Origin of the sequence: Pseudomonas sp. P4795, from assembly GCF_048822895.1 — a bacterium.
In the GTDB taxonomy this organism is placed as follows: domain Bacteria; phylum Pseudomonadota; class Gammaproteobacteria; order Pseudomonadales; family Pseudomonadaceae; genus Aquipseudomonas.
Window position 1 is genome coordinate 247,706 of the sequence record NZ_JBMFBT010000006.1, and the last position, 15,288, is coordinate 262,993.

Annotated in this window: 11 protein-coding genes; 9 read left to right on the forward strand and 2 right to left on the reverse strand. The window is 60.7% G+C overall.

Annotated elements, in window-relative coordinates; genetic code table 11:
- Window positions 1-29: 29 nt before the first annotated feature.
- Together ACOI8A_RS19160 and xthA are read right to left on the reverse strand one after the other, a co-directional pair.
- A complete protein-coding gene (locus ACOI8A_RS19160) occupies window positions 30-1,364 on the reverse strand; it encodes a substrate-binding domain-containing protein (protein ID WP_420649016.1) in 1,335 nt (444 codons plus the stop codon).
- An 80-nt stretch (window positions 1,365-1,444) separates the two neighbouring features.
- Window positions 1,445-2,257 carry an exodeoxyribonuclease III gene (gene xthA / locus ACOI8A_RS19165; RefSeq protein ID WP_420649015.1) on the reverse strand — a complete coding sequence of 271 codons (813 nt, stop codon included), beginning with the start codon at window positions 2,255-2,257 and terminating at the stop codon, window positions 1,445-1,447.
- Between xthA and ACOI8A_RS19170 the strand changes: the two genes are divergently transcribed.
- The 9 genes from ACOI8A_RS19170 to ACOI8A_RS19210 all read left to right on the forward strand — a co-directional run bounded on the left by ACOI8A_RS19170 (window position 2,256) and on the right by ACOI8A_RS19210 (window position 15,220).
- Window positions 2,256-2,534 (forward strand): hypothetical protein, encoded by a 279-nt coding sequence (locus ACOI8A_RS19170; RefSeq protein ID WP_420649014.1) that lies wholly within the window; start codon window positions 2,256-2,258, stop codon window positions 2,532-2,534. The two genes, xthA and ACOI8A_RS19170, sit on opposite strands and share 2 nt — an antisense overlap.
- 24 nt (window positions 2,535-2,558) lie before the next feature.
- Window positions 2,559-3,209 carry a GNAT family N-acetyltransferase gene (locus ACOI8A_RS19175; RefSeq protein WP_420649013.1) on the forward strand — a complete coding sequence of 217 codons (651 nt, stop codon included), beginning with the start codon at window positions 2,559-2,561 and terminating at the stop codon, window positions 3,207-3,209.
- A gap of 66 nt (window positions 3,210-3,275) precedes the next feature.
- Window positions 3,276-5,003, forward strand: a complete 1,728-nt coding sequence (locus ACOI8A_RS19180; protein ID WP_420649012.1) for an autotransporter assembly complex protein TamA — start codon at window positions 3,276-3,278, stop codon at window positions 5,001-5,003.
- Entirely contained in the window at window positions 5,000-8,674 is a 3,675-nt protein-coding gene (locus ACOI8A_RS19185) for a translocation/assembly module TamB domain-containing protein (protein WP_420649011.1), read from the forward strand. The genes ACOI8A_RS19180 and ACOI8A_RS19185 overlap by 4 nt, the downstream gene beginning before the upstream one ends.
- A gap of 114 nt (window positions 8,675-8,788) precedes the next feature.
- Entirely contained in the window at window positions 8,789-10,111 is a 1,323-nt protein-coding gene (locus tag ACOI8A_RS19190) for a hypothetical protein (RefSeq protein ID WP_420649010.1), read from the forward strand.
- 245 nt (window positions 10,112-10,356) lie between these two features.
- Window positions 10,357-10,839 (forward strand): MarR family winged helix-turn-helix transcriptional regulator, encoded by a 483-nt coding sequence (locus ACOI8A_RS19195; protein WP_420649009.1) that lies wholly within the window; start codon window positions 10,357-10,359, stop codon window positions 10,837-10,839.
- Window positions 10,829-12,298, forward strand: a complete 1,470-nt coding sequence (locus ACOI8A_RS19200; RefSeq protein ID WP_420649008.1) for an efflux transporter outer membrane subunit — start codon at window positions 10,829-10,831, stop codon at window positions 12,296-12,298. Before ACOI8A_RS19195 ends, ACOI8A_RS19200 begins: the two co-directional genes overlap by 11 nt.
- A gap of 15 nt (window positions 12,299-12,313) precedes the next feature.
- Window positions 12,314-13,516 carry an efflux RND transporter periplasmic adaptor subunit gene (locus ACOI8A_RS19205; protein WP_420649007.1) on the forward strand — a complete coding sequence of 401 codons (1,203 nt, stop codon included), beginning with the start codon at window positions 12,314-12,316 and terminating at the stop codon, window positions 13,514-13,516.
- 174 nt (window positions 13,517-13,690) lie between these two features.
- On the forward strand, window positions 13,691-15,220 hold the full coding sequence (locus ACOI8A_RS19210) for a DHA2 family efflux MFS transporter permease subunit (protein ID WP_420649006.1): 1,530 nt from the start codon (window positions 13,691-13,693) through the stop codon (window positions 15,218-15,220).
- The last annotated feature ends 68 nt before the right edge of the window (window positions 15,221-15,288 follow it).

Genomic DNA, 15,288 nt, shown 5'->3' on the forward strand with positions numbered 1-15,288 from the left:
TCAGTACAGGCAACCCATCAACACCAAATTCAATAAACCCAAACCTCAACCCGCCGATTCTTGATCCGCCCCTCATCCGCGCTATTCGTCGCCACCGGCATCAGCGCGCCAAACCCGCGTACTTCGCGCAGCACCACGCCGTCCTTGACCAACTCGCGGCGCACCGCCATCGCCCGCAACTTCGACAGCAAATCTGCGCGCGCCGGGTCATCCTTGGCATCACCAAATCCCACCAGAGTCACCGCGCGGTCAGTCTTGTCATGGCGCTGTATATAGTCGAACACTCGCGCCAGATCCTGGCGTGCCTTGTTGTCGAGGCTGGCGCTGCCTTCTTCAAAACGGAAATTGACTGTCAGACGCTGGGCGTGACGGCTGAGGGATTGGTAACCCTCGGGCATCAGCGCATTCGGCGTGACGGCGATGGCTTGCACGGTCTGCGCGATAAACCCGTTGTTCGCGACAATCACTTGGCCTTGCGGGCTTTGCGCAAACTCCACCAACGCCTTGGCCCAAGGGTTTTTGCTGTCCGGCGGCAGATAGAAGAACAACCGTCGCGACAGCGGATAATCTTCGGTAGCGATCAAGCTGTTCAGCGGCAGCATTGCCTGGGATTGCCCGTCGACAATCGCTACAGCTTTGGCCTGACGCACATAAGGCAGGCCGATAAAGCCGATGCCCTGCGGATCAGCACTCACCGCGTCGGACAATTGCTCGCTCGATTCAAACCTTTTCGCTGCGCTGTTCAGCGTTTTCCCACGACGACTGAGGACCAGTTCTTTGAACGTGTCGTAGGTGCCGGATTGATCATCCCGCGCATATAAATGAATCGTCCCACCCTTGCCGCCGACTTCTTCCCACGTCTTGGCCTCGCCACTGAAGATCCGCGCCAGTTGCTCAGTGTTCAATTGCTGCAATGGATTGGCGGGGTGCAGGATGATCGCCAGGCCATCGATGGCGATGACTTGTTCGGCGCTGGGGCTTTTCAGATCGCCAAGGGATTGCAGGCTTAGCAGCTCGCTGTCCTTGATCGGACGTGATGAAGCGGCGAGGTCGGCGGTAGCGGATTTGAGTGCGCTGAAACCGGTGCTGGAACCGTGAGCGGCGAGTTCGACCACCACGCGTTTACCTTGGGCGGTCTGGCCGACGATGCGCTGTTCGTTGGCGCTGTCCGGGGCTTCGCGGTGGATTTTCAGCAAGCCCTGTTCTTGCAGAAGGCCCTCGACCAGCGCCGGGCCGAGCGCCGCGCCGATGGTGTTCGAGCCCTGGATGCGCAAAACCGCGCCGTTCTCGGGAATGGGCAGGGTGGCGGCCGTCACCGACAGCCACGCACTCATCAGAAAAACGCACAGAACGCGCAGGGTCATGCCGGCACCGATTGAAGACAAGGGGATTGCCGGGGAGATTAAGTCAGGCGCATGACCAAAAGATGACAGGTCTTTTGCTTTTAACTCAACTCAAGCCAGATCGGCGCATGATCCGACGGCTTCTCCATCGCGCGCAGTTCATAGTCGACACCGGCAGCCTTCACCCTCGGCAACAAGCCATGGGAAGCCAGAATCACATCAATGCGCAACCCGCGTTTCGGCTCGTCTTCAAAGCCACGGCTGCGGTAATCGAACCAGCTGAAGGTGTCCGTCACATCCGGGTTCAGATGGCGGAAGCTGTCGGTCAGACCCCAATTCTTCAGGCGCGCCATCCACTCGCGTTCTTCCGGCAGGAAGCTACATTTGCCGGTTTTCAGCCAGCGCTTCATGTTGTCCGGGCCGATGCCGATGTCGCAGTCTTCCGGGGAAATGTTCACATCGCCCATCACCACCACCGGTTGTTCGTTGCTGAACTGGCTTTCCAGCAGCGTTTGCAAGTCGCTGTAGAAGCGCTGCTTGGCCGGGAATTTGGTCGGGTGGTCGCGGCTTTCGCCCTGTGGGAAATAGCCGTTCATGATCGTTACCGGCACGCCGTTGGCGTCGGCGAAGGTGCCCCAGATGAAGCGGCGCTGGGCGTCTTCTTCATCGCTGGCGAAACCTTTGTGCAGGGCAATCGGCTCTTTGCGCGAGAGCATCGCGACGCCGTAATGACCCTTTTGACCGTGGTAATAAACGTGGTAACCCAGCGCGCGCACTTCTTCCAGCGGGAACTGATCGTCATGGACTTTGGTTTCCTGCAGACCGATGACATCCGGCTGATGCTTGTCGATCAGCGCCGCCAACTGATGCGGGCGGGCGCGCAGTCCGTTGATGTTGAAGGAGACAATCTTCATGGTCGGCAGTCCTGGCAAAAGGGCGATGCTAGCTGACATGACCGGTGTCGGCCAGTCTGGAATGGATATGCTGACTGCTCAGGCCCTATCGCTGGCAAGCCAGCTCCCACAGTGTTTGATGGTGTACATAAATTTTGTGCTCGCCGAAAATCCCTGTGGGAGCTGGCTTGCCAGCGATGAGGCCCGAGCAGTCGATGAAGATCTGTGGTTGGGCTATACCTGTGGGGAACTGCACCGTAGCCAAAAGGTTCGTACCAACAAGAGCGCAGTCATTTGAGCCGCGCCGGGGAGAATCATCGTCATGCCCGAAACTTCGACCGCCATCGCCGATATCCACATGCTCGACCGTGGTTACTCGCGCGAAGCCCGATCCTTGCTTTACCAGGCTTACCGGCACGAGCCGACGTTCGCCTACCTGTTCGAAGCCGAGCGTCCCGGTTACGAGCAACGCGTGCGCGCCACCGTGCGCGAACTGGTCAAACAACACTTTCTGCAAGATCTGCCAGCCATCGGCCTGCTGGTCAACGACCGCCTGATCGGCATTGCCCTGATCGCGCCGCCGCAACGGCGGCTGGGCGTCACCGAGAGTTGGGCCTGGCGCCTGCGCATGGTGCTCAGCACCGGTTTCCGCTGCACCCGCCGCTATCTGGAATATCACGCCGCAGTTGAGGCCTGCGTGCCGACTGATTCGGTGCACATGCTGCCGCTGCTCGGCGTGCATCCGCAATTTCAGGGCAAGCACTTCGGTGAGCAATTGTTGCAAGCGGTGCACAACTGGTGCGCGGTCGACGAATCATCGCAAGGCGTGGTGCTCGACACCGGCAATCCGCGTTACCTGGAGTTCTACAAACGCCAGGGCTACGAGGAAGTCGGCGAAGTCGCAGTCGGCCCGGTGCGTGAACACGTGTTTTTCCACGCCAATCCGCAGGTGTTACAAACAGCAACAGCATAACCATCGAACTTCTTGGGAAATTTCCTGTTCTATCACGCTCCCACCCTCGTGATAGCATCCGCGCCTATGAAGTTTCCAGGAAGATTTACCAGCGGCGTGCTGATGCTGTTATCCAGCTGCGCGGCGCTGGCGCAAAGTGAATTGGATGTGCGGATCAAACCGTCCAACGATGAACTGAAGGCCAATATAGAAGGCTATATCGGCAGCCTCGGCGATCGCGATGAAGAAGCTTTGCAGCGCTTCAGTCGTGGTGCCGAGGAGCAGGCGCGCAAAGCTGCTCAGGCTTTGGGCTATTACCAGCCGCAGATCGACAGCGATGTGAAGGGCGGCAAGTCGCCACGGCTGGTGCTGAATATCGATCCCGGCGAGCCGATCCGTCTGCGCAATGTGACCATCCGCATCGACGGCCCGGCCGCCTCGCTGAAATCCTTTCGCACGCCGAAAAGTGACCTGCTGAAAACCGGTGCGGCGCTTAATCATGGACGGTACGAGGACGCAAAACGCCTGATCCAGAATCAGGCCTCGCGCTTCGGTTTTTTCAGCGGGCATTTCACCAGCCAGAAACTGCTGGTCGATCCGCGCGCTGGCGTCGCCGATATCGAGTTGATCTACGACAGCGGCCCGCGTTATGCGCTGGGCAAGGTCAGTTTCGAGGGCGACACGCCGTTCGACGAAGACCTGCTGCAACGCATGGTGCCGTTCAAGGCCGGCGAGCCGTACGATTCGGAACTGATCGCCGAGCTCAATCAGGCGCTGCAATCGAGCGGTTATTTCGAAGGCGTGCGCGTGGACGCTGCGCCGACCGCCGCCAAGGACGATGTGATTCCGGTCGCGGTCAAACTCGACACGCGCAAACCGCGCACCATGGGACTGGGCCTCGGATTTTCTACCGACGTCGGGCCGCGGGCCAAAGCCAACTGGACGCGCCATTGGGTCAACCCGCAGGGCCACAGTTACGGCTGGGAAACCGAGATTTCGGCGCCACGGCAGAACGTAGGCCTGTTCTACGACATCCCGCTCGACCCGCCACTGACCGACAAACTGCGGTTTGCCGGCGGCTACCAGAACGAAGAGATCGCCGGCACCGACACCCTGAGCAAACTGCTGACCCTCGGCCCCGAGTGGCACAGCAAGTTGCCCAGCGGCTGGCAGCGCGTGGTGTCGCTGAAGTGGCAACGCGAAGAATACAAACTCGGTGACGATTCGGGTCTGAGCAATCTGTTGATGCCCGGCGTCAGCTATTCCTACCTGAAAAGCGACAACCGCATCGACCCGCACAACGGCTATCGCCTGACCTTCGAAAGCAAAGTCGCCAAGGAGGGACTGGGTTCGGACACCAACCTGCTCTATGGCACAGCGCTGGTCAAAGGCCTGACCACAGTGTTCGACAAACACCGTTTGCTCGGCCGGGTGCAGGTCGGCGGCAGCGCCACCAACGGCTACAAATCGGTGCCGCCGTCGCTGCGTTTCTTCGCTGGTGGCGATCAGAGCGTGCGCGGTTACGACTACCAGAGCCTGTCCCCGGAAAACTCCGACGGCGACCGCATCGGCGGCCGTTACATGATCGCTGGCAGCGTTGAGTATCAATATTCTGTCGCGGAAAAATGGCGAGTGGCGACCTTCGTCGACCAGGGCAACTCTTTCAACAAACTCGAATTGCCGGACCTCAAGACCGGGGTCGGTATCGGTGTGCGCTGGGTCTCGCCGGTCGGGCCGATCCGCCTCGATCTGGCCCATGCGCTGGATGACGATGGCGGCATCCGGCTGCACTTTTCCATGGGGCCTGAGCTGTGAAGCGTGGTTTGAAAATTACCGGGCTGGTGCTGCTGGCGCTGGTGTTGCTGATTGTACTGATAGTCGCAAGCGTGCTTGGCACCCAGGCCGGCAGTCGCTGGGCGCTGGGTTTTGTTCCGGGGCTGAGCGTGGAGAATTTCAACGGTCGCCTCGGCGGGCAATGGAGCGCCGATCACCTGATCTGGGAGCAGGACACCAGCCGGGTCGAGCTGAGCAAAGCGATCTTCGCCTGGTCGCCGCTGTGTCTGACGCGCATGACGTTGTGCATCGATCAGTTGAAGTCCGATCAGGTCACCCTGCAATTTCCGCCGAGTACCGAAACCACCGAAAGCGGCCCGATCAAACTGCCGGATCTGCAGTTGCCACTGGGCATTGAACTGGGTGACGTGCAAATCGGCAGCCTGTTGTTCAACGGCAGCGAACAACTCAAAGGCCTGCAACTGGCGGCGCACTGGACGGCGCAGGGGTTGCAGATCGACAGCGTCAAATTGCAGCGCGACGAACTCAGCCTGAACCTCTCCGGGTTGCTGCAACCGACCGGCAACTGGCCGCTGAACATCGAAGGCCAGTTGACCTTGCCATCCCCGGCCCCCGAGCCTTGGACGCTGGCGCTGAAGATCGACGGCGACCTGCTGAAAACCCTCAACCTGCACGCTGACAGTCGCGGCTATCTCAACGGCCAGTTGAGCGGTGAACTGCAGCCGCTGGCGGAAAATCTGCCAGCAAAAGTGCGCATCACCAGCGATGCGTTCAAGCCGAGCGCCGATCTGCCGGACACGCTGCAACTCAACCAATTGCTGCTGACCGCCGAGGGCGACCTGAAAAGCGGTTACCAACTGCTCGGCAACGCCACGCTGCCGGCGGAAAAAGGCCCGGTGGCGTTGCTGCTCAAAGGCAAGGTCGACGCCAACGGCGCGCAAATCGCCGGCCTTGATCTGAATGCCAACGACAAGCAAAGCCTCAAGCTCACCGGCAATGTCGACTGGAGCAAAGGCCTCACGGCACAGGCCAATATCAATTGGCAGGATTTCCCGTGGCATCGCCTGTACCCACTGATCGACGAGCCGCAAGTCGCGTTGCGCACATTCAATGGCGAAGTCTCCTACACCGACGGTCAATACCTCGGTAACTTCGCCGCCGCGCTGGATGGCCCGGCCGGTGCGTTCAGTTTGAGCAGTCCGTTCAGCGGCAATCTCAAGCAGATCTTCCTGCCGCAATTCAAGCTCGAAGCGGGGCAGGGCAAGGCTGAAGGGCATGTGAATGTGCAGTTCACTGATGGCATCGCCTGGGACACTGCGCTGCAACTCTCGGCGCTCAACCCGGCGTACTGGCTGGCGGAACTGCCGGGCACACTCGCCGGGCCGCTGAGCAGCAAAGGCGAAATGAAGAACGAACGCCTGAGCCTCAACGCCGACCTCGATCTGAAAGGCAAACTGCGCGGGCAACCGGCGGTGCTGCAAGCCAAGGCTGACGGTGCTGGCGAGCAGTGGAATCTGAACGCGCTGCAAATCCGCCTCGGCGACAACAGCATCAACGGCAAGGGCAGCCTGCAACAGAAACTCACCGGGCAGATCGACATCAAACTGCCGCGTCTGGCCCAGCTCTGGCCTGAGTTGCGTGGGCAGATCAACGGCCGCGTCGATGTCGCCGGCACGCTGAAAGCGCCGCAAGGCAAACTCGGTCTGCAAGGTTCGCAACTGGCGTTTCAGGACAATCGCCTGCAAAGCCTCAACCTCGACGCCACCCTCGACAGTGCGCAGCGCGCGAAAATCGACCTCAAGGGCAGCGGTATTCAGGCCGGCGACACCTCGCTGGGCACGCTGACTGCCAGCGCGCAGGGCGATATCAAAAGCCAGAAACTCAACCTCGACTTGCTCGGGCCGAAGCTGAAACTGGCGTTGGGCCTGGACGGCAATCTGGACAAAGGCAACTGGCGCGGACGCCTGGCCAGCGGCGATATTCAGGCCGGCGGTCAGGACTGGAAACTGCAAAACCCGGCGAAGCTCGAACGGCTGGCCGACGGCAAGATCAACTTCGGCGCGCATTGCTGGTTGTCCAACGGCGCCAGCCTGTGCGGCGAAGATCAGCGCTTGATGCCCGAGCCGAAGCTGCGTTATCACCTCAAGCAATTCCCGATTGAAAGCCTGGCGCAGTGGCTGCCGAAGGATTTCGCCTGGCAGGGCAAACTCAACGCCGACCTGCAACTGGACTTGCCGGCCAGCGGCCCCAACGGCCAGGTCAGCATCGACGCCAGCGGCGGCACTTTGCGCATGCGCGATAAAGATCAGTGGCTGGATTTCCCGTATCAGACGCTGAAACTCACCAGCAAACTCACCCCGAAACGCATCGACACCGACCTCAATTTCGTCGGTGGCAAGCTCGGCGAGTTGAGGGTGCAGGCGCAGATCAATCCGCTGCCGAACAACAAACCGGTCAGCGGTTCGTTTCGCCTCAGCGGGCTGGACTTGTCAGTGGCGCGGCCGTTTGTGCCGATGGTCGAGAAACTCACCGGACGCCTGAACGGCAGCGGCACGATTTCCGGCGGCTTGCTTGCGCCACAGGTCAACGGCACGGTGCAACTGAGTGACGGTGAAGTCTCCGGCCCGGAACTGCCGCTGGAGCTGCAAGCGCTGCAACTGCAAGCAGTGATCGCCGGCGAGACCGTGCAGGTCAACGGCGGCTGGAAAAGTGGCAAGAGCGGGCAGGGCAGTCTTAACGGCAACATCGCCTGGGGGCAGGCGCTGGTGGTCGATCTGGCGCTCAAGGGCACGCAACTGCCAGTCACCGTCGAGCCGTACGCCAAGCTCGAAGTAGCGCCGGATCTGAAAATCTCCATGGCTGGCGACGAACTGAAAATCGCCGGCAAGGTGCTGGTGCCGAAAGGCGAAATCACCGTGCGCGAGCTGCCGCCATCTACCGTGAAGGTCTCGGATGACACGATCATCGTCGGCCAACAGACCGAGCAGGGCAAACCGCCGCTGGCGATGAAAATGGACATCGACGTGGTGGTCGGTCAGGACAAACTGAGCTTCGCCGGTTTCGGCCTGACCGCCAATCTGCAAGGTCAGGTGCACATCGGCGACAACATGGACACCCGCGGCGAGCTGTGGCTCAACGACGGACGCTACCGCGCTTACGGCCAGCGTCTGACCGTGCGTCGTGCGCGGCTGTTGTTTGCCGGGCCGCTGGATCAGCCGTATCTGGACATTGAAGCGATTCGCCAGACGGACGACGTGATTGCCGGCATTCGCCTCAGTGGCAGCGCCGAGCAGCCGACCACGCAGATCTTTTCCGAACCGGCGATGAGTCAGGAACAGGCACTCTCGTATCTGGTACTGGGTCGTCCGCTGAGCACCACCGGCGAGGACAACAACATGCTCGCGCAAGCGGCGTTGGGTCTGGGATTGATGGGCAGTTCTGGTGTGACTAGCGGCCTGGCGAAAGACCTCGGGATTCAGGATTTCCAGCTCGATACTCAGGGCAGTGGCGACACCACCAGCGTGGTAGCCAGCGGTAACCTCACCGAAAAACTCAGCCTGCGTTACGGCGTCGGTGTGTTCGAACCGGCCAGCACCATTGCCTTGCGCTACAAGCTGAGCAAGAAGGTTTACGTCGAGGTTGCCAGTGGTGTGGCCAGTTCGCTGGATATCTTCTACAAGCGGGATTTCTAGAGCGCGCTCCCATAACCGGATCGCCGTCGCGATCCGGTTTTCGCAGGATGTATTAGACTCATCGCAGCGTGAAAGCCGCGCCGCTTGCCGGTGCCCGGAGCTTACGGGGAGCCTATGATCCGCTTGAGTATGGTCTTGCTCGGCAACGACTTTGTCCGCAAACGCTGGTCAGCGCTGGCCCTGACCGGCATCGTCTGGGGCGCGGCCGGTGTGGCGATCTTCATCGATGCGCTGGACGGCGTGCTGTACTTTCCGCTGCATGTATTCGGCTACCTGTTGCTGCTTGAAGCGCTGATCATTCTGCTGGTGCCGGCTCCGCGAACCGGCACGGCTGCGGCATTGCGCAAGGGGCGAGGTCTGGTGTTCCTGGTGCTGGGGCTGCTGATCGTTGACCGGCAACACGCCGCCAGCCTGATTCTGGCGGTGCTGTTTGGCGGGGCATTCCTGATCGATGGCGGCTTTCGGCTGGCAGCCGCGATGGTGGTGCGTTTTGTCGGTTGGCCCGTGTCGTTGCTGACCGGATTGTTCGAAATCGGCTTTGGCCTGTTCATCCTCGAACCCTACCCGACGCTGTACAAGGGTACGGTGCCGTTCTGCATTGGCATGAGTATTTTTCTCTCGGGCTGCGCCTTGTTGCGCCAGGCGTGGCGCTTCAAGAACTGGCAATCGTTCGTCACGCCTTCCGCGATCAGTGCGCCGGCTTGCAGCGATGCATTGATGATCCATGTCTGGACCCCCAGCGGCACGGTTGACGACACGCTGGTGCGCAATCGGCTGCTCAATCGCTATATCGCAGCGGTCGATATCAACGGCGTGATTTCTGCCGGCCATGCGGCACTGGAATGTGGCCCGGACATTTACATCAGCCACTACCCGCAAGATGACATCGATCGCTCGGCGGGGGATTTCGTGCGGCTGCTGCGAGCCACGCCGAACAACGATGTGCCGGGCAGGTTTTTGCCTGACTACGCCAGCGAGGTCGGGGACTGGTGCCCGTCATCGGTGCAGGTCAGTTTTGCCCGTTACGACGCCCGGCGACTGAATGTGTTCTGGGCGGTTTACAGGCAGAACAGCACTTACAACCTGACCAGCCGTAACTGTTCCAGCGCTGTTGCGCATAGCCTCGAAGCAGCCCTTGAAGGCGCGATGAATCGTGGTCATTCGAGCATGCTCGATTTCGCCCGGATCATCATCAGCCCGGAATTCTGGGTCGCGGCGCAAGTGCGCAAACGCGCCGAAGCGATGGCGTGGACGCCGGGGCTGGTGCTCGATTATGCGCGGGCGCTGCACGCCGCCATCGAACCGGCGCCGCCGGGCTGGCACGGCATTTTCGCGGGAGCCAAGCGCGCTTGCGGTTATGTGGCAACGGCGTTGCGTGGCCGCGACGTGCATCCCGTGCAACCGCCATCCGTGGACAATCCCTCCGACAAATCCTGATCCGAGTCGCTGCAATCGCTGGCAAGCCAGCTCCCACAAGGGTGTGTGTCGTACGCAAAATTCACGTACGCCACAAAAACCTGTGGGAGCTGGCTTGCCAGCGATGGCGTCCTCTTATGCACCACAAAACCCCAGCCCATTAGCCAGCTAATTACCAAGCCTGCTAACTATTACGTTGACATTCGCTGCCTAGGCAGTAACATCCCGACATACATTCACTGCCTAGGCAGTTATCAGGTGCGCACATGAAGCATTTCACCCCAGACGAATTCAAGCATTGCCATCTCGGCCTGCTGCTCGGTCGTGCGGCGTTGCTCAAAGACCGGATCATCGACACCCACATGGAACCCCACGGCATCACCGCCGCGCAGTTCAAGGTGTTGATCATCATGGCCCAGTTCGGCGTCGACACCCCGGCCGAGCTGTGCCGGCACCTGTCGCTGGACAGCGGTTCGATGACGCGCATGCTCGATCGTCTGGAGCAGAAGGGCTTCCTGGTGCGCCAACGCAGCGAAGGCGATCGCCGTCAGGTGCAGCTGAAACTGACTGAACTAGGCCAGCAACTGGCCGATCGCCTGCCGCACATCGGTGCCGACGCCATGAATGAACTGGCCGGCGCCATCTCCCGGGAAGAATTGAAGACCCTGGAGTACCTCCTCAAGAAAATTCTGCTGGCAGCCGGTGACCCGATCACTATCCAGCGCTTAGGTGAACACAATGAGCGGTAAAACCTTGCGCAGCAGCCTGACACTGCTGCTGTCGGCGATGATCCTCGCCGGTTGCGCCAATTACAGCGGCCTCGATACCAGCAACAGCAACCTCGATGCGAAGACCCTGAAAACCGGGCAATCGCTCAGCGGCGTAACCCTGTCGCCGGCCGCCTGGCCGAAAAGCGATTGGTGGACCAGCCTCGGCGATCCGCAGCTCGACGGTCTGATCCGCGAAGCCCTGCGTGACAGCCCGGACATGCAGATCGCCAGCGCTCGCGCGCATCAGGCCAACGCCGCCGCGTACGCCGCCGATGCCGCGCGCTATCCGACCCTCGATGCCAGCGCCGGGATTACCCGCTCGCGACTGGCCAAGGATCAGGACCCGCGCGGGCAGGGCGATGCTTACGCCACCGTGCGCAACGTCAGCGTCGGTTTCAATTACAACTTCGACCTGTGGGGCGGCCAGCGTGATGCGTGGGAAGCCGCGCTCGGTGAAGCGCGTGCCGCTGAAGTCGATCGTCAGGCTGCGCAGTTGACGCTCGCCGCCGACGTCGCCCGAGCCTACAGCGATCTCGGTCAGGCGCACATCGTGTATGACCTGGCCAACGACGATCTCAAGCGCACTAAACAAATGCTCGATTTGAGTCAGCGCCGCTTGAGCTCGGGGATCGACAGCAATTACCAGTTCCAGCAGACGCAAAGTCTCGAAGCCAGCTCCGAAGCCAGCCTGATCGATGCGGAAAAACGCCTGAACAGCGCCAAGATCGCCTTGGCCGTGCTGCTCGGCAAAGGCCCGGATCGTGGCAACGAAATCGCCCGGCCGAAAATCCTCCAGGCCAGCGCCGTGGCCTTGCCGTCGGTATTGCCGGCAGAACTGCTCGGTCGACGTCCGGATCTGGTCGCTGCGCGTTGGCGGGTCGAGGCTGCAAGCAAGGACATTGCTTCGGCCAAGACCCAGTTCTATCCGAACTTGAACCTGTCGGCTGCCGCTGGTGCGGAATCGTTGTTGGGTGACGCGATGTTCGGTTCGGCCAATCGCTTCTTCAACATCGCGCCGACCATTTCGGTGCCGATTTTCGACGGCGGGCGCCTGCGCGCCAACCTCGATGCGCGTGACGCCGATTACGATCTGGCGGTGGCGCAATACAACAAAAACCTGGTGAAAGCCCTCGGCGATGTCAGCGACACGATTAACCAGTTGCGTGACATCGGTCGGCAGATCGGCGCTCAGCAGCACGCGACCGAGATTGCCCAGGATTCTTACAACACCGTGGTCCAGCGTTACGGTTCCGGCATCGGCAACTACCTGGACGTACTCAGCATCGAGCAGCAACTGCTTCAGGCCCAGCGCCAACTGGCCACCCTGAATGCCGAGCAGATCGATCTGTCGATTCAACTGATGCAAGCGCTGGGCGGCGGCTTCCAGGGTGAAACCCTGACCGCAGCCAATGCCACCCCAGCCTCGCCGCACAACTAATTCAAGGTATCTGTCATGGCCACTGCCGAAAACACTCAAGCTCAAGACAACACGCCAGACACCGGCAACCCGCGCAAACGCAAAGTGATGCTGCTGACGCTGGCCGTTGTGGTGCTGCTCGCCATTGCCGGCGTGTGGGCGTATCACGAATTTATCGGGCGCTGGAACGAAAGCACCGATGATGCCTACGTCAACGGCAACGTGGTCGAGATCACGCCGCTGGTGACTGGCACGGTTGTAAGCATCGGCGCCGACGACGGCGATCTGGTACACGAAGGCCAGGTGCTGATCAACTTCGACCCGAATGACGCTGAAGTCGGTCTGCAAAGTGCTCAGGCCAATCTGGCGCGCACCGTGCGTCAGGTGCGCGGTTTGTACAGCAACGTGGATGGCATGAAAGCCCAGGTCAACGCGCAACAAGCTGAAGTGCAGAAAGCGCAGGACAACTTCAATCGCCGGAAAAATCTGGCGGCTGGCGGGGCGATTTCCCAGGAAGAACTGTCCCACGCTCGCGACGATCTGACCTCGGCGCAAAATGCGCTGGACAACGCCAAACAACAACTGAAAACCACCAGCGCACTGGTCGATGACACCGTGGTTTCGTCGCACCCGGACGTGATGGCCGCCGCCGCGCAACTGCGTCAGGCCTACCTGACCAATGCGCGCAGCACTCTGATTGCGCCGGTCACCGGTTACGTTGCCAAACGCACCGTGCAACTGGGTCAGCGGGTACAGCCGGGCACCGCGCTGATGGCGGTGATTCCGCTGGATCAACTGTGGATCGACGCCAACTTCAAGGAAACCCAGCTGCGTGACATGCGCATCGGTCAGCCAGTGGACATCGAATCGGACATCTACGGCAGCGACGTGAAATTCACCGGCACCATCGACAGCCTCGGCGCCGGTACGGGTAGCGCCTTCGCTCTGTTGCCTGCGCAGAACGCCACCGGCAACTGGATCAAGATCGTGCAGCGTGTGCCAGTGCGGATTCACGTCAACGCTGAAGAACTGGCCAAACACCCGCTGCGCGTCGGCTTGTCGACCACGGTCGAGGTCAACCTGCACGACCAGAGCGGCCCGGTGCTGGCGCAACAGCCACCGCAAAAGGCCTCTTTCAGCACCAACGTCTACGACCGCCAACTGGCCGAAGCCGACGCGATGATCGCCCAATTGATCCACGACAACAGCGCAGCGGCCAGCAAAACCGCGCAACGCTGATACCACTTCCTGTGAGTGAGAACTTCTGTGGCGAGGGGATTTATCCCCGTTGGGTCGCGAAGCGGCCCCGCTTTTGATCCAGAAAAGAGGGCCTGCTGCGCAGTCCAACGGGGATAAATCCCCTCGCCACAAAAGTCCGTTCCGTAGCGCCAACCCGGTTCCAAAGGATTCGCGATGAGCAATAACGCCTCTTTCACGCCGCCCAGCCTGTTGCTCAGCACCATCGGTCTGTCGCTGGCGACCTTTATGCAAGTGCTCGACACGACGATTGCCAACGTGGCGCTGCCGACCATTTCCGGCAACCTTGGGGTGAGTTCGGAGCAGGGCACCTGGGTCATTACTTCGTTTGCCGTGAGCAACGCGATTGCCCTGCCGCTGACCGGTTGGCTCAGCCGCCGCTTCGGCGAAGTGAAGCTGTTTCTATGGGCCACCGTCTTGTTTGTACTGGCCTCGTTCCTCTGCGGTATTTCCACATCGATGCCGGAACTGATCGGCTTCCGCGTGCTGCAAGGCCTTGTGGCCGGGCCGTTGTACCCGATGACGCAAACCCTGTTGATCGCGGTGTATCCGCCCGCCAGGCGCGGCATGGCCCTGGCGTTACTGGCAATGGTCACGGTGGTCGCGCCGATTGCCGGGCCGATTCTCGGTGGCTGGATCACCGACAGTTACAGCTGGCCGTGGATCTTCTTTATTAACGTGCCGATCGGCATTTTCGCGGTGATGGTGGTGCGTTCGCAGTTGGCCAAGCGTCCGGTGGTTACCAGCCATCAACCGATGGATTACGTCGGACTGATCACCCTGATCATCGGCGTCGGCGCGTTGCAGGTGATCCTCGACAAGGGCAATGACCTCGACTGGTTCGAATCGAACTTCATCATCATTGGCGCGGCGATTTCGGTGGTGGCGCTGGCGGTGTTCGTGATCTGGGAAATGACCGACCAGCACCCGGTGGTCAACCTGCGGCTGTTCGCCCACCGCAACTTCCGCATCGGCACGATTGTGTTGGTGCTGGGTTACGCCGGGTTCTTCGGTATCAACCTGATCCTGCCGCAGTGGCTGCAAACCCAAATGGGTTACACCGCGACCTGGGCCGGCCTGGCCGTGGCGCCCATCGGCATTTTGCCGGTGCTGCTGTCGCCGTTTGTCGGCAAGTACGCGCACAAATTCGACCTGCGCCTGCTGGCCGGGCTGGCGTTCCTGGCGATTGGCCTGAGCTGCTTCATGCGCGCCGGGTTCACCAATGAAGTGGACTTCCAGCACATCGCACTGGTGCAATTGTTCATGGGCATTGGCGTGGCGCTGTTCTTCATGCCGACCCTGAGCATCCTGATGTCGGACTTGCCGCCGAGCCAGATCGCCGACGGTGCCGGGCTTGCGACTTTCCTGCGTACGTTGGGCGGTAGCTTTGCGGCGTCGTTGACTACCTGGATCTGGATTCGTCGGGCCGATCAGCACCATGCGTACATGAGCGAAAGCATTAGCACCTATGAGCCGGCGACGCGGGAGACTTTGAATTCATTGGGTGGGGCAGGGCAATCGGCTTACGCGCAGATGGATCATATTCTGACCAGTCAGGCGTATATGTTGTCCACCGTGGATTACTTCACGTTGTTGGGCTGGGGTTTTATGGGGTTGATATTGATTGTGTGGCTGGCGAAGCCGCCGTTTGCCGCTAAAGCAGGGCCGGCTGCTTCCGGGCACTAAGGTCAAAAGCTAAAAGCCCCTCACCCTAGCCCTCTCCCGGAGGGAGAGGGGACTGACCGAGTTGAATG

Coding starts and splice junctions, on each gene's coding strand:
- ACOI8A_RS19175 (WP_420649013.1), top strand. CDS start 2,559: ATGCCCGAAACTTCGACCGCCATCGCCGATATCCACATGCTCGACCGT.
- ACOI8A_RS19190 (WP_420649010.1), top strand. CDS start 8,789: ATGATCCGCTTGAGTATGGTCTTGCTCGGCAACGACTTTGTCCGCAAA.
- ACOI8A_RS19195 (WP_420649009.1), top strand. CDS start 10,357: ATGAAGCATTTCACCCCAGACGAATTCAAGCATTGCCATCTCGGCCTG.
- ACOI8A_RS19170 (WP_420649014.1), top strand. CDS start 2,256: ATGGTCGGCAGTCCTGGCAAAAGGGCGATGCTAGCTGACATGACCGGT.
- ACOI8A_RS19160 (WP_420649016.1), bottom strand. CDS start 1,364: ATGACCCTGCGCGTTCTGTGCGTTTTTCTGATGAGTGCGTGGCTGTCG.
- ACOI8A_RS19205 (WP_420649007.1), top strand. CDS start 12,314: ATGGCCACTGCCGAAAACACTCAAGCTCAAGACAACACGCCAGACACC.
- ACOI8A_RS19200 (WP_420649008.1), top strand. CDS start 10,829: ATGAGCGGTAAAACCTTGCGCAGCAGCCTGACACTGCTGCTGTCGGCG.
- xthA (WP_420649015.1), bottom strand. CDS start 2,257: ATGAAGATTGTCTCCTTCAACATCAACGGACTGCGCGCCCGCCCGCAT.
- ACOI8A_RS19210 (WP_420649006.1), top strand. CDS start 13,691: ATGAGCAATAACGCCTCTTTCACGCCGCCCAGCCTGTTGCTCAGCACC.
- ACOI8A_RS19180 (WP_420649012.1), top strand. CDS start 3,276: ATGAAGTTTCCAGGAAGATTTACCAGCGGCGTGCTGATGCTGTTATCC.